16 protein-coding genes and 1 other annotated feature (1 of these 17 cut by a window edge) are annotated in these 20,892 nt (G+C 70.9%); of the genes, 7 read left to right on the top strand and 9 right to left on the bottom strand.

Translation table 11 applies throughout. The features are described 5' to 3' along the window. Positions 1–6: 6 nt before the first annotated feature. The 3 genes from MOTC310_RS04865 to MOTC310_RS04855 all read left to right on the top strand — a co-directional run bounded on the left by MOTC310_RS04865 (position 7) and on the right by MOTC310_RS04855 (position 1,501). Positions 7–216: a DUF1656 domain-containing protein gene (locus tag MOTC310_RS04865; protein ID WP_331300970.1), complete on the top strand. Its 210-nt coding sequence runs from the start codon at positions 7–9 to the stop codon at positions 214–216. Beyond that, on the top strand, positions 213–1,139 hold the full coding sequence (locus MOTC310_RS04860; RefSeq protein ID WP_331290346.1) for an HlyD family secretion protein: 927 nt from the start codon (positions 213–215) through the stop codon (positions 1,137–1,139). The genes MOTC310_RS04865 and MOTC310_RS04860 overlap by 4 nt, the downstream gene beginning before the upstream one ends. Before the next feature lie 71 nt (positions 1,140–1,210). Next, positions 1,211–1,501, top strand: a complete 291-nt coding sequence (locus tag MOTC310_RS04855; protein ID WP_331300969.1) for a hypothetical protein — start codon at positions 1,211–1,213, stop codon at positions 1,499–1,501. Positions 1,502–1,579: 78 nt separating this feature from the next. Here MOTC310_RS04855 and MOTC310_RS04850 read toward each other — a convergent pair whose 3' ends face one another. From MOTC310_RS04850 to MOTC310_RS04825, 6 genes are all read right to left on the bottom strand, one after another. Next, positions 1,580–3,052 (bottom strand): NAD-dependent succinate-semialdehyde dehydrogenase, encoded by a 1,473-nt coding sequence (locus MOTC310_RS04850; RefSeq protein ID WP_331300968.1) that lies wholly within the window; start codon positions 3,050–3,052, stop codon positions 1,580–1,582. Further along, a complete protein-coding gene (locus tag MOTC310_RS04845; protein ID WP_331300967.1) occupies positions 3,045–5,057 on the bottom strand; it encodes an acyl CoA:acetate/3-ketoacid CoA transferase in 2,013 nt (670 codons plus the stop codon). Before MOTC310_RS04845 ends, MOTC310_RS04850 begins: the two co-directional genes overlap by 8 nt. 24 nt (positions 5,058–5,081) lie before the next feature. Beyond that, positions 5,082–6,212 carry a class III poly(R)-hydroxyalkanoic acid synthase subunit PhaC gene (phaC, locus tag MOTC310_RS04840; protein WP_331300966.1) on the bottom strand — a complete coding sequence of 377 codons (1,131 nt, stop codon included), beginning with the start codon at positions 6,210–6,212 and terminating at the stop codon, positions 5,082–5,084. Continuing rightward, complete coding sequence (locus MOTC310_RS04835) at positions 6,205–7,035, bottom strand: poly(R)-hydroxyalkanoic acid synthase subunit PhaE (RefSeq protein WP_331300965.1); 831 nt, start codon at positions 7,033–7,035, stop codon at positions 6,205–6,207. The genes phaC and MOTC310_RS04835 overlap by 8 nt, the downstream gene beginning before the upstream one ends. A 236-nt stretch (positions 7,036–7,271) precedes the next feature. After that, positions 7,272–8,447 carry an iron-containing alcohol dehydrogenase gene (locus MOTC310_RS04830; protein ID WP_331300964.1) on the bottom strand — a complete coding sequence of 392 codons (1,176 nt, stop codon included), beginning with the start codon at positions 8,445–8,447 and terminating at the stop codon, positions 7,272–7,274. A 43-nt stretch (positions 8,448–8,490) separates the two neighbouring features. Beyond that, positions 8,491–10,143, bottom strand: coding sequence for an acetolactate synthase large subunit (locus tag MOTC310_RS04825; protein ID WP_331300963.1), 1,653 nt, complete (start codon positions 10,141–10,143; stop codon positions 8,491–8,493). Positions 10,144–10,407: 264 nt separating this feature from the next. Here MOTC310_RS04825 and MOTC310_RS04820 point away from each other — a divergent pair, with 264 nt between their 5' ends. Next, the gene (locus MOTC310_RS04820; RefSeq protein ID WP_331300962.1) at positions 10,408–11,892 is read left to right on the top strand and encodes a DUF2252 domain-containing protein; all 1,485 of its coding nucleotides are present in this window, start codon (positions 10,408–10,410) and stop codon (positions 11,890–11,892) included. Positions 11,893–11,901: 9 nt separating this feature from the next. Here the strand turns inward: MOTC310_RS04820 and MOTC310_RS04815 are convergent, their stop codons facing one another. Both MOTC310_RS04815 and MOTC310_RS04810 read right to left on the bottom strand, forming a co-directional pair. Further along, entirely contained in the window at positions 11,902–12,840 is a 939-nt protein-coding gene (locus MOTC310_RS04815; RefSeq protein WP_331300961.1) for a LysR family transcriptional regulator, read from the bottom strand. 263 nt (positions 12,841–13,103) lie between these two features. Next, complete coding sequence (locus MOTC310_RS04810; RefSeq protein WP_331300960.1) at positions 13,104–14,747, bottom strand: GMC family oxidoreductase; 1,644 nt, start codon at positions 14,745–14,747, stop codon at positions 13,104–13,106. 198 nt (positions 14,748–14,945) lie between these two features. Between MOTC310_RS04810 and MOTC310_RS04805 the strand changes: the two genes are divergently transcribed. From MOTC310_RS04805 to gluQRS, 3 genes are read left to right on the top strand one after another with little or no spacing between them, the layout of a single operon-like run. Beyond that, positions 14,946–16,976, top strand: coding sequence for an ATP-binding protein (locus MOTC310_RS04805; RefSeq protein ID WP_331300959.1), 2,031 nt, complete (start codon positions 14,946–14,948; stop codon positions 16,974–16,976). A gap of 46 nt (positions 16,977–17,022) precedes the next feature. Continuing rightward, the gene (locus MOTC310_RS04800; RefSeq protein ID WP_331289917.1) at positions 17,023–17,304 is read left to right on the top strand and encodes a hypothetical protein; all 282 of its coding nucleotides are present in this window, start codon (positions 17,023–17,025) and stop codon (positions 17,302–17,304) included. A 16-nt stretch (positions 17,305–17,320) separates the two neighbouring features. After that, positions 17,321–18,184 (top strand): tRNA glutamyl-Q(34) synthetase GluQRS, encoded by an 864-nt coding sequence (gluQRS, locus tag MOTC310_RS04795; RefSeq protein WP_331300958.1) that lies wholly within the window; start codon positions 17,321–17,323, stop codon positions 18,182–18,184. Between the two features lie 22 nt (positions 18,185–18,206). Here the strand turns inward: gluQRS and MOTC310_RS04790 are convergent, their stop codons facing one another. Then, positions 18,207–20,231: a M23 family metallopeptidase gene (locus MOTC310_RS04790; protein ID WP_331300957.1), complete on the bottom strand. Its 2,025-nt coding sequence runs from the start codon at positions 20,229–20,231 to the stop codon at positions 18,207–18,209. A 606-nt stretch (positions 20,232–20,837) separates the two neighbouring features. Further along, positions 20,838–20,892: a sequence feature (23S ribosomal RNA rRNA prediction is too short), on the top strand; it runs 166 nt beyond the window's last position.

Raw genomic sequence — 20,892 nt, 5'->3', positions numbered from 1 at the left:
GGCGGCATGATGGGCGAGATCGACCTCTACGGCGTGTTCGTGCCGGGCCTCGCCCTCTGGATGGCCCTCGCCTTCGCCCTCAGCCTGCCCCTGCGCCGCCTGCTCGCGGCGGCCGGCTTCTACCGCCTCGTCTGGCACCGGCCGCTCTTCGACCTCGCCCTCTACGTCGTCCTGCTCGGCGGCGTCGTGACCCTCGCCCACCGGACCCTGCAATGACCGCCCTGTTCTCCGCCCTCGGCCGCCTCCTGGTCACCCTCGGCATGGTCGCCGCGGCGCTGATCGTCGGCCTCGGCCTGTGGGACTACTACATGGACGCCCCCTGGACCCGGGACGGGCGCGTGCGCGCCGACGTGGTCGCGGTGGCCCCCGACGTCTCCGGCCTCGTCACGGAGGTGCTCGTCGAGGACAACCAGCTCGTGCGGAAGGGCGACGTCCTGTTCCGGATCGATCCGGACCGGTTCCGCCTCGGGCTGCGGCAGGCGGAGGCGATGGTGCAGAACCGCAAGGCCACCGCCGAGCAGACGGCCGCCGATTACGCCCGCTACAGCAAGCTCTCCGACGCCGCGGTGTCGCAGCAGAAGGTCGAGGCCGCCAAGGCGGCCGACCTGTCCGCGGAGGCGGCCTACGAGCAGGCCCTGGCGGATCGCGACCTCGCCAAGCTGAACCTGGAGCGCTCGGCGGTGCGCGCCTCGGTCAACGGCCGGATCACCAACATGGAGCTCCGCCCGGGCGCCTACGTCACCACGGGCCGCGGGGTCATGGCGCTGATCGACCGCGACACGGTCCGGATCGAGGGCTACTTCGAGGAGACCAAGCTGCCGCGGATCCGCGTCGGCGCGCCCGTGACCGTCCAGCTCATGGGCGAGGACGGGGTGCTCAGCGGCCACGTCGCCAGCATCGCCGGCGGCATCGGCGAGACCGGCCGCAGCGACGCCACCAACCTGCTGGCGAACGTGAACCCGACCTTCTCGTGGGTGCGCCTCGCCCAGCGCATCCCGGTGCGGATCACCCTCGACGGCGGCACGGCGGATCCGCGGCTGGTGAGCGGTCGGACCGCGACGGTCTCGATCGCGCCGGCAGCGGGCGGGGAGGCCCTGCGCTGGCCCTGGACGGCGTGGCGCGAGGCGCTCGCCCGCTGAGAGGGGCCGAACAATCCCGGCGCGTCCGGGTTGGCCTGACACCACAGCCCAACGTCCTGTCAGGAGGCCCCATGTCGAAGACGATCCTCGCCCTCGCCACGTCCGTCGTTCTCGCCACGTCCGGCGCGGCGCTGGCCCAGGCGCCGCAGACCGGGGGCGCCAACCAGGGCAACGTCAACAAGTCCGGCGCGGTGGGCGGCACCGGGACGGGAGCCGGCTCCATGGAGAGCACCGGCACCACCGGTGCCGGCATGGCGCCCGGCACCAGCGGCGGCCCGCGCGTCAGCACCCCCGGCGCGCCGGCCGGCAGCAGCTCGGGCAACGGCACCACCGGAAGCGGCGCCGCGCCGAGCGGGCGGTAGGACGCACCGGTTCTCCCTCCTCCGCGCGGGGGCGGGAGAACCCGTCACATCACGACGAGGCGTCTCGCTGGTCGAGCGCTACGCGCCCAGCCCACCCACGCACAGGTACTTGGTGTTCAGGTAATCCTCGATGCCCTGGTACGAGCCCTCGCGGCCGAGGCCGGATTCCTTCACGCCGCCGAAGGGCGCCACCTCGGTGGTGATGATCCCCTCGTTGATCCCGACCATGCCGTATTCCAGCGCCTCCGCGACCCGGAAGGTCCGGCCGAGGTCGCGGGTGTAGAAGTAGCAGGCGAGGCCGTACTCGGTGTCGTTGGCCATGCGGATCGCCTCGGCCTCGTCGCGGAACCGGAACAGCGGCGCCAGAGGCCCGAAGGTCTCCTCCCGGGCCACCGCCATGGCGGGCGTGGCGCCGGTGATCACCGTCGGCTCGAAGAACTGGCCGCCCAGCGCGTGCCGGTGGCCGCCCGCCACCACCCGGCCGCCCTTCTCGACGGCGTCGCGGATATGGGCCTCGGTCTTCTCCACCGCGGCCATGTCGATCAGCGGTCCCTGGGCGACGCCGTCCTCGAGGCCGTTGCCGACCTTCAGGCGGTTGGCCGCCTCGGCCATCTTCTCCGCGAAGGCGTCGTAGATCCCGTCCTGCACCAGGAAGCGGTTGGTGCAGATGCAGGTCTGACCGGAATTGCGGTACTTGGCGAGCATCGCGCCGGCGACCGCCTTGTCGAGATCGGCGTCGTCGAACACGATGAACGGCGCGTTGCCGCCCAGCTCCATCGAGACCTTCTTCACCGTGTGGGCGGCCTGCTCCAGCAGCACCTTGCCGACCTCGGTGGAGCCGGTGAACGTGATCTTCTTCACGAGCGGGTTGCCGGTCATCTCGGCGCCGATCGCCCGGGCCGAGCCGGTGAGGATCGAGACCGTGCCGGCCGGGAAACCGGCGCGCTCGCACAGGACGCCCCAGGCGAGGCCCGAGAGCGGGGTCTGCGAGGCCGGCTTGATCACGATCGGGCAGCCGGCGGCGAGCGCCGGGGCGATCTTGCGGGCGATCATCGAGGACGGGAAGTTCCACGGCGTGATCGCCGCCACGACACCGACCGGCTCCTTGGTGACGAGGATCTTGCGGTCGCCCCAGGGGGAGGGGATCACGTCGCCGTAGACGCGGCGCGCCTCTTCCGCGAACCACAGCACGTAGGCGGCCGACATGGCGACCTCGCCGCGGGACTCGGTCAAGGACTTGCCCTGCTCGGCGGTGAGGATCTGCGCGAGGTCCTCCTGATGCTCGGTCACCAGGGCGGCGAGCTTGCGCAGCAGCACGGCGCGCTCGTTGGCGGTCTTGGCGCGCCAGGCCGGGTAGGCCGCGTGGGCGGCGCGGATCGCTTGGCGGGTCTCCTCGGCGCCGGCATTCGGCACCTTAACGATCAGCGCGCCGGTCGCCGGGTTGGTGACGTCGATGCTGCCGGAACCGGCCTTCGACCATGCACCGCCGATCAGGCAGGCATCGACCAGCAGGGCGCGGTCCTTCAGGGAGGGGGTCTCGAACTCAGGCATCCAACGGTTCCTTCGGCGGTCGCGGCATGTCGGGCTGGGACATGCCGGGCCGCGGCTTGAGAGGCACGCTCTGGGCCGTATTCCTCGCCTGCGCCTCGGCTTTTGTCTCGAAGACATGGGGAGCCAGGTCGCGGCTCGCCAACGAGGCGCCGAGTTTCAATCGCAAGAACGCGCTCGTGGTATACCGGGACGCGGTCTCGTAATAGCGGTTTTCGAGATAGGCGATCGCCGAGAAGTAGGCATCGCTCACGGTCGGGTCGATCTCGAAGCCGTCGTAGTTGGCGATCAGGTGGACCTTGCGGCCGATCTCCTGGCAGGCGCGCTCGTATTCGCGGCGCACCAGCTCGACGTCGTCGATGGTCCGGACCTGGAAACCTTCGAGGTTCGAGAACAGGATGTTGCGCTCCGGGTCGTAGCTGATCCGCTCCGACAGCGAGAGGCCCAGCAGCCACGGTTCTAGCGCCATCACCGCCTCGCGGAACAGGCGCGGATCCATCGGCTGCGGATCCTGCACGATCGGCGTGAAGCCCATCTGGCCCAGGATGTCGCGCGCGATGTCGATGCCGGGCGCGACCTCGACGAGCTCCATGCCGGCCCGGGTCCGCCGGAACACGCAGCGCTCGGTCACGTAGAGCACCGGCTGGCCGCGCTCGGCCGCGTAGGCCCCCGAGAAGGTCACCTGCTCCACCGCGGCGACGAATTTCCGCGAGCGGCCCTCGCTGAGGATCCGGATGCCGCCGTCCTCCACCGCCACCTTGAGGCCGTCGGCCGTGAAGGTGCCGGCGAAGACGAGGCTCTTGGCGTTCTGCGAGATGTTGATGAACCCGCCCGCGCCCGCGAGCCGCGTGCCGAAGCGGCTGACGTTGACGTTGCCCTCGGCGTCGCACTGGGCGAGGCCCAGGCAGGCGAGATCGAGGCCGCCGCCGTCGTAGAAGTCGAATTGCTGGTTCTGGTGCAGCACGGCGGCCGGGTTCAGGGCGGCGCCGAAATCGAGCCCGCCCTGCGGCAGGCCGCCGATCACGCCAGGCTCGGCGGTGAGCGTCAGGTATTTCAGCACCCGCTCCTCCGCGGCGACCGCCGCGACGCCCTCGGGCATGCCGATACCGAGATTGACCACGCCTCCCGGCGGGAGCTCGAAGGCGCAGCGCCGGGCGATGACCTTGCGGGTGTCGAGCGCCATCGGGGCGATCCGGTCGAGCGGCACGCGCTGGCGGCCCGTGAAGGCGTGGTTGTAGGGCGTGCCGTAGGTCTGACGGTGGTTCTCGGGACTGCTCAGGACCACGCAATCGACCAGCACGCCGGGGACCTGCACCTCGCGCGGGTTGAGCGAGCCGGCCTCGGCCAGCCGCTCCACCTGCGCGATGACGAAGCCGCCCGAGTTCTTCGCCGCCATGGCGGCGGCGAGGTTGTCGAGGGTGAGCGCCTCGCGCTCCATGGTGATGTTGCCGGCCGGGTCGGCCGTGGTGCCGCGGATCAGCGCGACGTTGACCGGGAAGGCCTTGTAGTGGAGCCAGGATTCGCCGCCGAGCTCGACCACGCTGACCAGGTCTTCCTTCGTGACGGCGTTGAGCTTGCCGCCCTCCAGCCGCGGGTCGACGAAGGTGCGCAGGCCCACCTTGGTGATGTGGCCGGGGGTGTGGGCGGCGATCTCCCGGTAGAGGTGCGAGACGACGCCGAGCGGCAGGTTGTAGGCCTCGATCTCGCCCGCCACCGCCATGGCGCCGAGCTTCGGCACGAGCGCCCAGTGGCCGCCGACGACGCGGCGGACGAGGCCCGGGATCGCCAGGCGGTTGAGGCCGCGCTCCTTGCCGTCGCCGGGGGCGGCGGCGAACATCAGGCCGATCCCGTGCGGGCCGTTGCCGGATTCGAAGCGGCGGGCGAGCGCCAGGATCAACTCGTCGGGCGTGCCGATCCCGACGAAGCCCGACACCGCCACCATGTCGCCGTCCTGCAGGATAGCGGCGGCCTCGTCGGCGCTGACGATCTTGTTCTTCAGGCTGCCCATGCGGCACTCCCCCGAGCCTGCACGCTACCCCCGCTTGCCGAGCCAGTCGGCAATGCCGGAGCCCAACAACTTCTGCGCCTTGCCGCCGACGAAGACGCCGACATGGCCGCCGGGCAGACCCATCTCGGTGTAGTCGGTGGTGCCGATCTTATCCTTCAGCGCCTTCGAGGTGGCGGGCGGGATGATGTGGTCGTCTTGCGCGAAGACGTTCAGCACCGGGCAGGTGATCTTCTTCAGATCCACTCTGCGGCCGCCCAGCTCGAAGGCGCTCTCGACCAGCTTGTTGTCCTGGTAGAGGTCCTTCAGCCACTGCTTGGCGGCCTCGCCGGGATGGTCCGGCCGGTCGGCGATCCACTTCTCCATGCGGAGGAAGTTCAGGAACTTCTTCTTGTCGTCGAGGGCGTCGAGCAGGTCGAGGTTGTACTTCGTCATGGTGCGCATCGGCGTCATCATCGAGAACACCGAGCCCATGAAGGCCCCGGGCAGCGAGCCCTGCGCGTCGATCAGCCGGTCCACATCCTCGGGCGTGAGCGAGCGCGTCCAGACGTTGATGAAGCCGTGGCCGGCTCGGTTCTCCCGCGTGTCGGCGTGGAAGTCGATCGGCGTGATGGTCAGCACCATCGCGTTGACGGTCTCGGGGTAGAGCGCCGCGTAGCAGGTGGTGAAGACGCCGCCCTCGCAGATGCCGAGCAGGCTCACTCGCTCGCGCCCGGCCGCCTCCTGGATGAAGGCGACGCATTCCGCGAGGTAGCCGTCCACGTAGTCGTCGATGGTGACGTAGCGGTCGGCCCGGCCCGGATTGCCCCAGTCGACCACGTAGAGGTCGAGCCCGAGCTTCAGCAGGTTGCGGACCAGCGAGCGGTCCTCCTGCAGGTCGGCCATCGTGTAGCGGCCGATCAGGCCGTAGACGATGAGCACCGGCGGCAGGCCCTTGCTCTCGGCGAGCGGCCGGTAGCGGTAGAGGCTGACCTTGTCCTGGCTCCAGACCAGATCCTTCGGCGTGGTGGCGATCTCGACGTCCGCGTCGCTGACATCGGCGAACAGCTTGGCCCCCTCGCTGATCCGGCGCCCGAGGGTGCCGACTTCGGCCAGCAACGCGGCGGGGGTGAGATTCAGCGGCGCGGCCGGCCCCTTCGGGCTTTCCTGATCAGCCATGAACGTCCTCCCCGACCTGTGAACCACCCGCCTTCGCGACCTTGCTGGCCCGCCGGCGCTCGCGGCGGAGCGCCCGGACCTCGCGGCGCAGCTCGGTGAGGCTCTTGTGGACGTCGTCGAGCTCGGCCCGGGTCGGCTGGCCGTAGAACTCGGACAGGAAGGCCGCCACGTCCTGCTGGGCGAGGCGCAGATCGGTCGAGGCCCGGAGCACGGCCCGCTGCGAGGTCAGGAACGCGTCGGAGCGCTGGACCTCCAGCAGGACCCCGTTGGCGGTCTCGATCCACCGGCTCATCATCTCGCGGGCGGAGGCGAAACTCTCGCCGTTCTCGGCGCGGGCATTGGCCTCCTGGGCGAAGGTCCCGGCCGCCCGCGTCCAGGCCTGCAGCATCACGGCCTGGTGCTCGCTCTGCGCTCGCCGCAGGCCCGCCCAGGCGGTGAACAGGGCCGCGTAGCGCCGCTCGGTCTGCCACAGGTCGGCGAGCTGCGGCCCCTCGGCCATGCGGGTCAGGGCGGCGTCGAACTCGGCCGAGCCGCCGAGCCAGGCCTGCGGGTCGAAGATCCGGGCGAGGACCGCCCCGGCGGTCGGGTCCGGCGCGCCGGGGCCGCCTTGGAGGGATTTCGCGAGGGTCTGCGAGAGGGCGGTGGCGGAAGTCCAGGCCTCGGTGAGCTTGGCCTGCGCGGTGGCCAGATCCGCGAGGTCGCCCCCCGGGAAGGTTGGCCAGCCGAAGCCGGGCGCGGCCTGCCCGGCACCGGGGGTGAAAAAGCCCGCGCCGGCCCGGGTCCAGAACTCGCTCAGCGCCCGGAACGCGTCGAACTGGTCCATGCTGGCGCCCCCTCCCGACCGTATGGCGCGCCGCGCGACCGCGGCGCCTCTCGTCAGCTCACAGACCCGATAGACCTTCGCGCGAACCCGGTATTCCCATCTCCATCCCTCAGCCTGAGGTGCCGGAGCGCAGCGGAGGCCTCGAAGGAGGGCTCCAGCCAGCCGCGCGATTTCTGGAGGGCTCCTTCGAGGCGGCTTCGCCGCACCTCAGGATGAGGGTGCGGGTCGGGGAACCGTCACGCCGCCGGTCGCACCTCTCCCAGCGCCTCGGCGTAGATCTTGAAGGCGTCGTCGTAGGTCACTTCGCGCGGGTTGTTCACGAGGAGCCGGGTCTGCTTCATCGCGTCCGTGGCCATGCGCTCCAGGTCCTGCCGGGCGACGCCGACCTCGGCGAGCGAGGCCGGCACCTTGCAGTCGCGGCAGATCGCGTCGAGGCTCTCGACGAAGCGCTTGGCGGCCTCGGGCTGCGGCAGGTCCGCGGCGGCGGGGTCGAGGATCGGCGCCAGCTCGGCGTAGAGCGCCTCGGCGTGCGAGAGGTTGAAGCGCATCACCCCCATCAGCACCAGGGCGTTCGAGAGCCCGTGCGGCACGTGGAAGATCGCGCCCACCGGGTAGGCCAGGGCGTGGACCGCCGCGACCGGGGCGTTGGCGAAGGCCATGCCGGCGAGCATCGAGCCGAGCAGCATGCCGGAGCGCGCCTCGAGGTTCTTCCCGTCCGCGCAGGCCGTGCGGATGTTGGCCGAGAGCAGCGCCAGCGCCTGCTTGGCGAGCTGGTCGGAGATCGGGTTCTTCTTGTTCTTGCTGGTGAAGGCCTCGATCGCGTGGACCATGGCGTCGATGCCGGTGGCGGCCGTCACGTGGGACGGCAGGCCGAGCGTCAGCTCCGGGTCGAGCACCGCCCAGTCGGGCAGGAGTTTCGGGGCGACGACGCCCTTCTTCTCGGTGGTCGGCGTCGTGACGATCGAGATCGGCGTCACCTCCGAGCCGGTGCCGGCCGTGGTCGGCACGAGGATCAGCGGCAGCCGGTCGCCCTTGGCGAGACCGACGCCGTAGATCGCGTCGAGCGGCTCGTCCGACTTCGCGAGATAGGCCACCAGCTTGGCGGTATCGAGCGCCGAGCCGCCGCCGATCGACAGGACGAGGTCGGTCCCGAGCTCCCGGGCGCGCTTCGCCGCCGCCTCGATCACCGTGGAGGGCGGGTCGGCGACCACGTCCTCGTAGACGTCGAGGGTGACGCCCGCGGCGGCCAGCGCCGCCTCGGCGGCCTCGGTGAGGCCGGCGCCGCGCACGCCCTTGTCGGTGACCAGGAGGACGCGCCTGGCCCCGAAGCTGCCGACGATCTCCGGCAGTTTCTTCGCGGCGCCGGCCTCGAACAGCACGTTCGGCGTGGTCTGGAAGGTGAACGGGTTCATCGCGCTGCCCTGTTGTCGTGCCGATCCGTCTGCGGGGCCGAGATCACTCGGCCGGCTCGAAATCCTTCACCTTGGCGCGCAGCTCGTCGACCAGCACGCGGGTGTTCTCCGAGTAGTCGATCGGCACCGCCACGAGGTGGACGCCGCCCGCCGCGAAGGCCCGGTCCAGCGTCGGCACGAGGTCGTTGACCGACTCGACCCGGTGGCCGGTCGCCCCGTACGACTTGGCGTAGAGGACGAAGTCCGGGTTGTTGAAGGTCATGCCGTAATCGGCGAACTTGTCGACCGCCTGCTTCCAGCGGATCATCCCGTAGGCCGAGTCGTCCAGCACCAGCACCACGAGGTTGAGCTTGAGCCGGACGGCGGTCTCCATCTCCTGGCTGTTCATCATGAAGCCGCCGTCGCCGCACACGGCCATCACGCGCCGCTTCGGGTACAGCATCGCCGCCATCATGGCCGAGGGCAGGCCCGCGCCCATCGTGGCCAGCGCGTTGTCGAGGAGCAGCGTGTTGGCGACGTAGGTGCGGTAGTTCCGGGCGAACCAGATCTTGTACATCCCGTTGTCGAGGCAGACGATCCCGTCCTCCGGGATCACCCGGCGCACGTCGCGCACGAGGCGCTGCGGCGTCACCGGGAAGCGGTCCTCGCCGGCCCGGTCGCCGATGTGGCTGAGGATGTGCTCGCGCAGGTGCAGCAGCGCGCCGGCATTCGGGAGCTTGCCGTCGAGCTTGTCGGCCAGGAGCTTCAGCGTCGGCCCGAGATCGCCGACCACCTCGGCGTCGGGGTAGTAGACCTGCTCGACGTTGGCCGGCATGTAGCTGATGTGGACGACCTTCTGGTCGGCCTGGCCCATGAAGAAGGGCGGCTTCTCGATCGTGTCGTGGCCGATCGCGATGATCAGGTCGGCCTTGTCGATCGCCTCGTGGACGTAGTCGCGCTCCGAGAGCGCCGCCGTGCCCATGTAGAGGTCGGTCCCGCCCGCGACGGTGCCCTTGCCCATCTGGGTGGTGAAGAACGGGATGCCGGTGCGCTGCACGAAGCCGCCGAGCTCGCCGGTGGCACGCGGGCGGCTCGCGGCGGCGCCCAGCATGATCAGCGGGCGCTTGGCGTTGAGGATCATCTCCGCGGCGCGCGCGATGGCGGTCGGGTGCGCGACCGGGATGTCGATCGGGTGCGAGGGCACGAGGTCGGCCTCGGCCTCCTCGGACGCGATGTCCTCCGGCAGCTCCAGCAGCACCGGGCCGGGCCGCTCCTCGGTGGCGACCCGGAAGGCGTCGCGCACGATGGTGGGGATCGAGGAGGCCGAGACGATCTGCCGGGCCATCTTGGTGATCGGCTTCATCGACGAGATCACGTCGACGATCTGGAACTTGGCCTGCCGCGAGGACAGGATGCCCTTCTGGCCGGTGATGATGATCATCGGCATGGCGCCGAGATGCGCGTAGGCCGCGCCGGTGGAGAAGTTCAGCGCGCCGGGCCCCAGGGTCGAGAGGCAGACGCCCGGCCGGCCGGTCAGGCGGCCGTGGGTGGCGGCCATGAAGCTCGCCGCCTGCTCGTGGCGGGTCAGGACCAGCTCGATCTTGGAGTTCCGCAGGGATTCGACGACGTCGAGGTTCTCCTCGCCGGGGATGCCGAAGATGCGGTCGACGCCCTCGTTCTCGAGGGCGGCGACGAGGAGATCTGAACCCTTGGGCATGCGAAGTCTCGCTGATGCGACGGTGTTCCCGGTCCGTCCGCGCCGGTCCCGGCACTGTGATCGCGAGGCCGTGAACGACGCAGGACGGAAGAACACCCCCCGGCTATTCGGTTCGTTAGAGGGCCCCCCTGTAGGGTGGTCAAGGGCCGTCCGGGCCCGGGACGTCACAGAGCCGGCCGGATGCTATCGTAGGGAAGTCCGCCCCCGTCTCGGGGACGATGACCGTACGGCCGAAACTGTGCCGCATGCCGCATTGGGACATCGATGGATCGCATCGCAAGCGACAAGACCGCGCCGGCGGACCGGGACACGGACGCTCCCGGCCCGGATTCCGTCCTCGCGCCGGTCGCCGAGTTTCCGCGGATCGACCTCCGCGCGGGGGTCGAGGCCTGGGATAAGCGCCGCAGGGCCGGCAAGCGACTGCGCGCCGAGGTGCCCCACGTGAGTCAGAGCGCGCTCGACTCCGATCCGGACCGGCCCGACCCGATCGCCCTCATCGAGGCCGCGCACCGGGGCCGCCAGCCGCACCTGATCCCGCTGCGGGTCGCCCGGATGGCGACCTCGCCCTTCGCGTTCCTGCGCGGGGCGGCGCATGTCATGGCCTGGGACTTGTCGCGCGGGCCGCGCAGCGGCATCGACGTCGTGATGAACGGCGACGCGCACACCGACAATTTCGGCCTGTTCGGCACGCCGCAGCGCGACATCGTCCTCGACCTCAACGATTTCGACGAGGTCACGATCGGCCCGTGGGAATGGGATCTGAAGCGCCTCGCGGCCGGCCTCGCGATCGCCACCGAAGACGCGGGCGCGCCGGCGAGCGAGCGGCGCGCGGCCGTCATGGAGGCGGTCTGCGGCTACCAGCAGACGATGCGACGGCTCGCGCCCCAGGGCTCCCTCGACGTCTGGTACCAGACCACCCGCGCCGACGCCCCGCACATCGCCGGGCTGCAGATGGACGCGGAGGCCCGGGCCGTGGTGCGGCGGGCGGTGGACAAGGCGCGGCGGCGGAACAACCGCAGCCTCCTCGCGCAGGTGGCCGAGCGGCGCACCGACGGCAGCTGGCAATTGCAGACCGATCCCCCGATCCTCACGCCCGTGGACGAGGCGACCCGCGAGGGCGTCGTCACCGGCCTGGAGCGCTACGCGGAGACCCTGCCGCGGGAGCGGCGCTTCATGCTCGACCGCTACCACATGGTCGACGTCGCTCACCGCGTCGTCGGCGTCGGCAGCGTCGGCACCCGGGCCTACCTCGCGCTGCTGTTCGGCAATTCCGACGCCGACGCGCTCTTCCTCCAGGTCAAGGAGGCGGTCCGCCCGGCGCACGCGCCCTACCTGCCGGGCGTGCCGGCGCCGTTCTCCGGGCACGAGGGCGAGCGGGTGATCTACGGCCAGCGCCTGCTCCAGGCGGTGGGCGACCCGCTGCTCGGCTGGACCAGCATCGCCGGCCGGCCGTTCTACGTACGCCAAATGAAGAATCTGAAGGGCGCGATCCCGCTCGCCCGGATGTCCGGCGCGCCGCTCCTGACCTTCTCGTACGCCTACGGAGCGCTCCTCGCGCGCGCCCACGCGCGGACCGGCGACGCGGCGGCGATCGCCGGCTACTGCGGCAGCGGCAAGCACCAAGACCTGCGCGGGGCGATCGCCGACTGGGCCGCGGCCTACGCCGAGCGCAATGCGGCCGATTTCGCCCTGTTCCGCGCGGCGATCGCGAGCGGGCGCCTGACGGCCGCGGACGACCCCTGCCTGTGAGCGCGGGGCTCAGATGATGCCGGGCGCCGGCGGCTCGTGGGCCAGCCGGACCAGGAGGTCCCGCAGCCAGCGGTGGGCCGGGTCGTGATCGTAGGAGGCGTGCCAGAGCATCGACACGGGCACGTCGTCGAGGGGCACCGGCACCGGGCTGACGCTGAGCGCCAGGGCGCTGGCGAAGGAGGTGGCGAGCCGGGCGTGCATCGTGGCGATCACCGGCGCCGCCCGGACCATGAACGGGACCACGAGGAAGCGCGGGGTCGTCACCGCCAGGGTGCGCGAGCGCCCGATCAGCGCGAGGGCGTCGTCGACGACCCCGTGGGCGGTCTCGCGCAGGGACGTCAGCACGTGAGGGAAGCGCAGGTAATCGTCGAGCCCGATCGGCGGCTCCAGGCCGACCAGCGCGGCGTTGAACAGTACGACGTAGCTGTCCCGGTAGAGGAGGCGCTGCTTGTGGTGGAGCTGCCCCTCCGAGAACAGGCCGATGGCGAGGTCGACCCGGTCGGCGTCGAGCTCGTCCAGGATCCGGGTCCGGTCGACCGAGCGCAGCAGCAGCCGGATGCCGGGCGCGTCCCGCCGCAGCTGCGCGATCAGCCGCGGCCCGAGCAGCGCCTCGACGCTGTCCGGCAGGCTCACCGTGAAGGTGCGCGCGACGGTGGCCGGATCGAACCGCTCCTCCCGGTGGACCAGCGCCTGCACCTGCCGGAGGGTGGCCCGTAGCGGCTCGGCGATCTTGAGGGCGCGGGGCGTCGGCCGCATCCCGTCCGGCGCCCGGGTCAGGAGCTCGTCGTCGAACAGGCGCCGCAGGCGGGCGAGGCTCGAACTCATCGCCGACTGGCCGATCCCGACCCGCGCGGCGGCCCGCGTGACGCTGCGCTCGTCGAGCAGCGCGTCGAGGGCGACCAGCAGGTTCAGGTCGATCCGGCTGAGATCGATATGGTCAATGGCCACAAGCGAATCGGTCTGTCGGTCTCACTCCCGCGCTATAGCAACATCCGCGCGGCTCGGTCCGGGGCGGTCCTCTTCTCCGCTGTGGGCGACGCTCGTCTCGGCCCTGCACCGGAAGAGCGATGAACGACTCCGTGCGTGCGTCTTCCCGCGGCGTCCTCAGCCGGTTCGCCCGCGATGTCTGGCGCCCGCCTCCGAAGAGGGCTGGCGCGGGCATCGCAGGATGCGGAGGTGGGTGGGAGCGGTAGTTCTCACGCCGCCGATCCTCAGGCCGGCAGCGGCTCCCGCGGCTCGGTGTGGTCGAAGAGCCGAGGCGGCGGGATCTCGTCGCGGGCGCCCATCCGGGCGACGAGATGGTCGGCGACCCGCAGGGCGTTGGCGATGATCGTCAGCGTCGGGTTCACGGCGCCGATCGACGGGAAGAAGCTGGCATCGGTCACGTAGAGGTTGTCCAACTCGTGCGCCTTGCAATTCGGATCGAGCACCGACGTCTTCGGATCCTCGCCGAACCGCAGCGTCCCCGCCTGATGGGCCGTCCCGCCGATCGGGACATTCTTGCCGAGATAGAGCGAGCGGTCGAACAGGTGCGGGTGGATGTCGGTGAAGCTGCAGATCTCGCGAAGCTTCTGCCGAAGCCGCTCATGCGCCTCGACGTTCGTCTCGGTGAGGTCGAGATGGACCTTGCCGTCCTTGTAGAAGATCCGGTTCTGCGGCAGCGGCACGTCCTCGGAGGTCAGCCAGAAATCGACGGAGTGCTTGGCGATCCAGTCGAAAGGCTTGTCGGGGAACCATTGCAGGAAGCCGGGCAGGCCCTCGCCGTGGATCTGCGCCCCGTCCGACTTGCCGACCATCTGGATGTGGCCGAGGGGAAAATCCCAACCGTCCTTCGGGTCCGGATCGCCGAAATAGAAGTCGTTGAGGCCGAGCGTCTTCTGGAACCGAGTCGGGTTCGGGACCTTCGAGATCGCCAGCACGGTCGAGTTGTTATGGCGCATGTAGTTGCGCCCGACCTGATCCGAACCGTTGGCGAGACCGTTCGGGTGCCGGTCGCTGGCCGAGCGCAACAGCAGCAGCGCCGACGAGAGGGCGCCGCAGGCCACCACCACGATGTCGGCCGAGGCCTCGAAGGGCGCGCCGTCGCGGGTGCCCACCACGCCCGTGACGGTGCCGCCCGCGGCGTCGGTCACGAGGCGCTCGATATAGGTGCGGGTGAGCAGCGTCAGATTGGGGCAGTCCCGCAGGGCGGGATCCACCACCATGGTCTGCGCGTCGGACTTGCCGTTGGTCGGGCAGGGGAAACCGTCGAAGGATTCGCACTTGATGCAGGGCGAGGTCGGCACGGCGCGGCCGTCCTTCTCCACCAGCCGCACGCCCACCGGCAGGTGGAACGGATTGTGGCCGGTCCGCTTCAGGTTGTCGAACAGCTCCTGAATCCGCGGCTCGTGCGTCACCGGCGGATGGGCGTAAGGCTTCGTCGACCAGGGCTCGGTCGGGTCCTCGCCGCGCAGGCCGTGGACGTGGAACAGCTCCTCGGCCGCCTGGTAGTACGGCTCGAAAACGTCGTAGCCGACGGGCCAGGCCGGCGCGACGCCATCCTGGTGGCGGATCTCGGAGAAATCCTTCTCGCGGAGGCGGAAGAGGACCGAGCCGTAGAACTTCGAGTTCCCGCCGACGTAGTAGTGCAGGCCCGGGTGGAAGCTCTTGCCGTCGGAGGAGTACCACGTCTCCTTGGCCTGGTAGTAGCCGTCGACGATCACCGCCTGACTGTCCCAGTTCCGCGGCTCGCGCAGCAGGTAGTCGCCGCGCTCGAGCAGCAGGATGCGCTTGCCCGTCTTGGCGAGGCGCCACGCCATCGTGCCGCCGCCGGGACCGGACCCGACAATGATGACGTCGTAGTGCTCACCGGGCATGTGCCGTCTCCGTCCGGGCTCTCGCCCTGGCAGGCAACTCGCGAGCCGCTCTTCGGATCACCTCACGGTTCCGTTAAGTGCGCGCCGCGTCGCGGAATCCGCGAAGTCCGCAACCGGCGGTTAAGGGCCTTTCCCAACGCCGCCTTCAGCTTCGGCTGCGATCCTGGGGCGAACCGGCCTGAAGCCGGGGAGGCCGGAATGATCGACACCTTGGCGCCTGTCCTGGCGCTCCTGACAGCGGCCCTGCTGGCCTTCGGCCTGTGGCGCCTGCTCGGAACGCGGCGCGCCGAGCGCGAGGCCGAGCGGCTGCAGGATCGCATCTGGCGGATCAGCGAGAGCGAGGACCGCTACCGCGCGCTGGTGGCTGCCACCACCGAGATCATCGTACAGCGGGATGCCCGCGGCCGCATCACCTACGCCAACGAGGATTTCGCCCGCCTGCTCGGCCGCGAGCCGATCGCGCTGATCGGCTCCCAGGACGACCTCGAGATCCTCGACCGGAACGCCGTCGAGGTCGGGCCGGACGGGGTCCGGCGCATGGAGGCGCAGGTCCGGACATCGGACGGCCGGGCGCGCTGGTTCGCCTTCGTGGAGATGCCGGTGGCGCACGGGGACGCGACGCACTGGCTGCGCGCGGGCCGGGACGTGACCGCGCGGGTCGAGGCGATCCGCAGCCGCGACGCGGCCCTGGAGCGCGCCGAGGCGGCGAGCGTCGCGAAGTCCCGCTTCCTGGCGACCGTGAGCCACGAGATGCGGACGCCCCTCAACGGCATCCTGGGCATGGCGGACCTCGTGCTCGGGACCGAGCTGAACCCCGAGCAGCGCACCTACGTGGAGGCGGTGCGCACCAGCGGCCAAGCCCTGCTCGGCCTGATCGACGGGGTCCTCGACTTCTCGCGGATCGAGGCCGGGCGCCTCGACCTCGCGGCGGAACCCTTCGACCTGCCGGCGCTCTCCGAAGGGGTCGTCGAGCTGCTGGCGCCCCGCGCCCAGGACAAGGGCATCGAGATCGCCCTCGACGTGGCCGAAGACTTCCCGGCCGCGGTCCTGGGCGACGCCGACCGGGTGCGGCAGATCCTGATCAACCTCGCCGGCAACGCCATCAAGTTCACCGAGCGCGGCGGCGTCGGCGTCAGCCTGCACTTCGCGCGAAGCGGGACCGGCGGCGAGGTCGTGCTCGCCGTGGCGGATACCGGTCCGGGCATCCCGGAGGAGAGGCTGCCGATCCTGTTCGAGGAATTCGAGCAGGGCGACGGCAGCGCGAGCCGCAGCCACGAGGGCACCGGGCTGGGGCTCGCCATCACGCGGCGGCTCGTGACCCGCATGGGCGGGAGGATCGAAGCGGAATCGCGCGTCGGCCGGGGCTCAACCTTCCGGGTCCTGCTGCCCCTGGCCGCGGTCGCGGGCGTCGAGGGCGGCGGGCGCGCCCCGTTGCCGAGCCTCTCGCCGCGGCGCTGCCTGATCGTCGCCGACTCGCCGTTCCAGGCCCCGTACCTCGCCCGCAGCCTGTCCCGGGCCGGCGCCGCCACCGTGATCGTCGACAGCCTGGGCTCGGGCCTCGACGCCCTGTCGGGCGCCGCGTTCGACGCGGTGCTGGCCGACCGGGCGCTGGGCGACGCGGCGGTGCGGCAGATCGCCGACGCGGCGCGGGCCTGCGGGGTCCGCACCAGCCTCGTGCTCCTCTCGCCCTTCGACCGGCGCGGCTTCGGGGCCCCCGGGGCGGCGGGCTTCGACGGCTACCTCATCAAGCCGGTCCGGCCCCGCTCCCTGTTCGAGCGCCTGCTCGCGTCGACGAGCCCGGTCGAGGCCGCGTCGGCGCCGCCGGCGGCGGCGACGCGTGTCGGCCCCGGCCTGCGGATCCTGCTCGCCGAGGACAACCCGATCAACGCCCTGCTGGCGACCCGGGCCCTGGAGCGGCTCGGCGCCACGGTGATCCACGCCGTCGACGGCCTCGAGGCGCTCGCGCGGCTGGAGACGGACGGCCCCTTCGACCTCGCGCTGATCGACGTGCGGATGCCCCGCCTGGACGGGCATGAGACCGCCCGGCGGATCCGGGCCGCCGAAGCGGGCGGCGCGCCCCGGCTCCACCTCGTCGCCCTGACCGCGAATGCCGGCCGGGACGATGAGGTCGCGGCGCGGACGGCCGGCTTCGACGGGTTCCTAGCCAAGCCGCTCAATTTGAAGCTGCTCCCGGCACTGCTGGAGCGCCGATCCGCGCGCGCCGCCTGAGGGCGCGCGTTGACAGGCGTGCGCGTCCCGCGCCAACAGGAGGCCCATGTCGACAGCCAGCCCTCCGTCGCCCGCACCGCGCTCGTCGAGCGGCGCGCTTGCCGCTTGGGGCACGGCTTTCCTCGTGATCGCAACCGTGCTGATCGGCGCCCTCGCGCCGGCCCGGCACGGGACACCGGCGCGCTCGGCGGCCGACGACCCGGCCTGCCTGGAGTGGAGCGACGGCTGCAAGGTCTGCCAGCGCCTGGCCGAGGGACCGGCCTGCTCGCTGCCCGGCATCGCCTGCCAGCCCGGTGCGCTGCAATGCCTGCACCGCCGCGACGGCTGATCCGGCGGCACGGCCCGTGACCACCGGGTCGCCGGTGCTGCGCTTCGCACCGAGCCCGAACGGTCGGCTGCACCTGGGACATGCCTACTCGGCGCTGCTCAACGCGGATCTCGCCGACCGGATGGGCGGCCTCTGCCGCCTGCGGATCGAGGACATCGATCCCGCGCGCTCGAAGCCGGACTTCATCGACGGGATCGTCGCCGACCTCGCGTGGCTAGGGCTGACCTATCCCGAACCGGTGCGGCGTCAGTCGCAGCACATGTCTTCGTACCGGGCCGCCCTGAGCGGCCTGATCGGCCGCGGCCTCGCCTATCCCTGTTTCTGTTCGCGGGGCCAGATCCGGGCGCGCACGGCGTCTGACAGCGAGAGCCCCTGCGATCCGGACGGCGTGCCCCTCTATCCCGGCACCTGCCGCCACTTGGACGTCGCGGTGGCGCAGGACCGGGCTGCCCGGGGCGATCCGCACACGTGGCGGCTCGACATGGCGGCCGCCCTGCACAGCGCCGGCCCGACGCACGGCTACATCGCCTTCGACGAGGCCGGCGCGCGCCGGGTCGCGGCGGATCCGGCGCGCTGGGGAGACGCGGTGATCGCCCGGCGCGACGTGCCGACGAGCTATCATCTCGCCGTAGTCCACGACGACGCGCTGGAGGGGATCACCCACGTGGTGCGCGGCCGCGACCTGGAGGCGGCCACCGACCTGCACGTGTTGCTGCAGGCCCTGCTCGGCCTGCCGGTGCCCCACTATCGCCACCACCCGCTGCTGCTCGACCCCGCGGGCGAGAAGCTGTCCAAATCGCGGGGCTCGCAATCCCTCGCCGACCTGCGGCAGGCCGGCCGGACGCCCGGGGAGATTCGCGCCCGGCTCGGCTTCGCCTGAGCAGGGGCGTCAGCGCATCGCCTCAGCGAACCGCGGCGTCGCGCTGGGCGAGGGCGGTGGCGCTCTTCGACTTCTGCATGGTCGCGTCGATCTGCTCGCGCTGGCGCTTGAACTCGGCGAGTAGGCGCCCGTCGAGCTCCCGGCCGCGGGGGACGCGGATCTTCATCGGGTCGACGAAGTGGCCGTTGATGATCACCTCGTAGTGGAGGTGCGCGCCGGTCGACAGGCCGGTCGAGCCGACATAGCCGACGATCTGGCCCTGCCGCACCTTCACGCCCTCGCGGATTCCGCGGCCGAACCGCGACATGTGGTTGTAGGTCGTCACGTAACCGTTGACGTGCTGGACCTCGACCCGGTTGCCGTAGCCCGAGGTCATCTCGGCCCGGATCACCACGCCGTTACCGGCCGCCATGATCGGGGTGCCGATCGGGTTCGACCAGTCGACGCCCGTGTGCAGTTTGGCGTAGCCCAGCACCGGGTGGCGCCGGTAGCCGAAGCCGGAGCGCATGATCCCGTCCGCGATGGGCTTGCGCAGCAGGAACTTCTTCAGGGACCGGCCCTGCTCGTCCAGATAGTCGATCGTGCCGTCATCCGGGGACTGGAAGCGGTAAACCTTGCGGGTCTCGCCGCCGAGCGTCAGCGCCGCGTAGAGCAGGTCCGGGCGGTCGGCGCTGGCATCGTCGTCAGTGCTGTAGAAGACGTCGAGCCCGTCGCCGCTGCTGATGCGGCGCTGGAAGTCGAGGTCGTAGCTGAAGACTCGGACGATATCCTCGACGGTGGCCCGCGGCAGATCGTGGCGCGCGGCGGTCTCGTAGAGGCTCTGGTACAGGCGCGGACCGGAGCCGGAATCCTCGTCCTCGTCCTCGCCGGCCTCCGCCTGAGGCTGCGCCTTGGGGGAGGGGGCCTCCTCGGCCGGGGGGGCGACCGAGACGAAGGCGCCGCGGTCGTTCAGCGCCGCGATACCCTCGATGCCGTTCTCGCCGTAGAGCACGACGCGCGTGACCTGGCGGGGATCGCCGGGATGGGATCCGGGGGCGACCTGGACGCGCATCGGCTGGCCCTCGTTGAGGGCGGCGGTGCGGGCCTTGCCGCCGAGCGCGGCGACGATGCCGCGAACGGCGTCGTCGCTCGCGAAGCCGGTGGCCTTCAGCGTGGTCTCCAGGGTCTCGCCGCGCTTCAGCGCGAGATCGCGTTCCTCGACGAGCGGCGCCTCGTTGGCCTTCAACTCGACCTTGGCGACCTTGGTGACGTTCTCCGGGACGACCAGCACCTCGATCGACTTGAACGGGTTCGCGTCCTTCGGCGCCGCGCCATCACCGTCCGCGGCCGATCCCTGCTGGAGCGTCCGCGACAGCATGATCTGCGGCGCGATCGGGATGGCGGCGCGGCGCCCCGCCTCGGCGGCGATCCGGCGCTCCTCCTCCACCTGCGCGGTGACGTCGTCGTCGGTGAGCGCGGGCGCGTTGGCGTCCACGGCGGCGTCGATGAGATCGCGCTTGACCACGGTGACTTCGGCACTGGGCGCATCGGCGGACGCGTCGGGCGCGCGCTCCAGCGGCTCGTCGGACACGAACTTCATGGGGTCGAACCGAGGGGGCTCGCTGGCGTAGACGCCCGTCGTCATCGACAACGGCGTGGTCAGCCGCACGAAGGCCTTCGCCTTGATGATCTCGCGGTCGCCGAGGCGGACCGTGACGGGCGCCTTGAAGCTTTGCTTGGCCGAGGCAACCATGAGGTTGCGCACCAGCCGGTCGCCCTTGCGGGCGATGTTGGCACCGCTCTCGCTGGGCTGAGGCCGGGGCATGACCGTCGCCTTCTCGGGAATGGCCGCGAAGGAGACGTCGCCCTGTAGAGACACGTGGAGGGCCGCGGCAATCAAGCCGGCCCCGGTCAGCCCCGTGAGGCTGCTGGCGCAGAGCCAGCGCAGGTTGACGGCACGCCGGTCGATCTGCGTCGCGGTCGCCCCGAGGTGATCCAGGGGCGCCTGCACCCCATGTGCCGGAGAGAGGGCGGACACGTCGCCGATCTTGAGTCGCTCGCGCTTCACTCGAAGGCCCTGAGAAGACGATGGCGAACGGGCGTCCCCGCAGGACCGGAGGCACTGAGGCCGGGCTCGACCATACCGGAGGCGACATCCGCGTCCGGTGATCCCATCTCTCGACCCAGCGTGTCCAGATTGAGGCGTGCCGCAGCCGATCGCCACCGCCCCACGGGAGAGACCGAGGCAAACCACGGCGACGACGCCGGACCCGTCCAACGGGTGATCGGCAAAAAGGGTGTTGACGGCCCGGATTGGTGGCTCTATACCCCGGCTCATCGGCGCCGGCCGCGGAAGTGGACCGGGCGCTGAGCCATCTTCTGACAAGCGGCGGGACTGGCCGGCGGGATTGCCGGGCGGTCTTCTGTTTGCCTTCTGATGAGCCTCGGGCGACTGAGGCGTTCTTTGACAAGTTGGAATGAGGAAGGGAGACGCGGGCGGCGTTTGTCCTTGCGGCCGGGCCTTAGGGTCTGGCGTGAGTAGACTTGTGCCGATCTGTTGTTCTTCTTTCTGAGCTCACCGACGGGTGTTTGGCGCTGTGAAGCGCCGGATGCTTGGTCGATGTGAGGCTCCGTCTGAGAATACACGTGATCGGCCAGATCAATCTCTTCAACGTGAGAGTTTGATCCTGGCTCAGAGCGAACGCTGGCGGCAGGCTTAACACATGCAA

Source organism: Methylobacterium oryzae, assembly GCF_036441375.1.
GTDB classification, from domain to species: domain Bacteria; phylum Pseudomonadota; class Alphaproteobacteria; order Rhizobiales; family Beijerinckiaceae; genus Methylobacterium; species Methylobacterium oryzae_A.
The sequence above is the reverse complement of the archived record's forward strand: the minus strand, read 5'-3'. Positions and strand labels throughout refer to the sequence as shown.

Coding starts and splice junctions, on each gene's coding strand:
- MOTC310_RS04835 (WP_331300965.1), bottom strand. CDS start 7,035: ATGGACCAGTTCGACGCGTTCCGGGCGCTGAGCGAGTTCTGGACCCGG.
- MOTC310_RS04810 (WP_331300960.1), bottom strand. CDS start 14,747: ATGCCCGGTGAGCACTACGACGTCATCATTGTCGGGTCCGGTCCCGGC.
- MOTC310_RS04820 (WP_331300962.1), top strand. CDS start 10,408: ATGGATCGCATCGCAAGCGACAAGACCGCGCCGGCGGACCGGGACACG.
- phaC (WP_331300966.1), bottom strand. CDS start 6,212: ATGGCTGATCAGGAAAGCCCGAAGGGGCCGGCCGCGCCGCTGAATCTC.
- MOTC310_RS04830 (WP_331300964.1), bottom strand. CDS start 8,447: ATGAACCCGTTCACCTTCCAGACCACGCCGAACGTGCTGTTCGAGGCC.
- MOTC310_RS04825 (WP_331300963.1), bottom strand. CDS start 10,143: ATGCCCAAGGGTTCAGATCTCCTCGTCGCCGCCCTCGAGAACGAGGGC.
- MOTC310_RS04805 (WP_331300959.1), top strand. CDS start 14,946: ATGATCGACACCTTGGCGCCTGTCCTGGCGCTCCTGACAGCGGCCCTG.
- MOTC310_RS04850 (WP_331300968.1), bottom strand. CDS start 3,052: ATGCCTGAGTTCGAGACCCCCTCCCTGAAGGACCGCGCCCTGCTGGTC.
- MOTC310_RS04860 (WP_331290346.1), top strand. CDS start 213: ATGACCGCCCTGTTCTCCGCCCTCGGCCGCCTCCTGGTCACCCTCGGC.
- MOTC310_RS04865 (WP_331300970.1), top strand. CDS start 7: ATGATGGGCGAGATCGACCTCTACGGCGTGTTCGTGCCGGGCCTCGCC.
- MOTC310_RS04845 (WP_331300967.1), bottom strand. CDS start 5,057: ATGGGCAGCCTGAAGAACAAGATCGTCAGCGCCGACGAGGCCGCCGCT.
- MOTC310_RS04855 (WP_331300969.1), top strand. CDS start 1,211: ATGTCGAAGACGATCCTCGCCCTCGCCACGTCCGTCGTTCTCGCCACG.
- MOTC310_RS04800 (WP_331289917.1), top strand. CDS start 17,023: ATGTCGACAGCCAGCCCTCCGTCGCCCGCACCGCGCTCGTCGAGCGGC.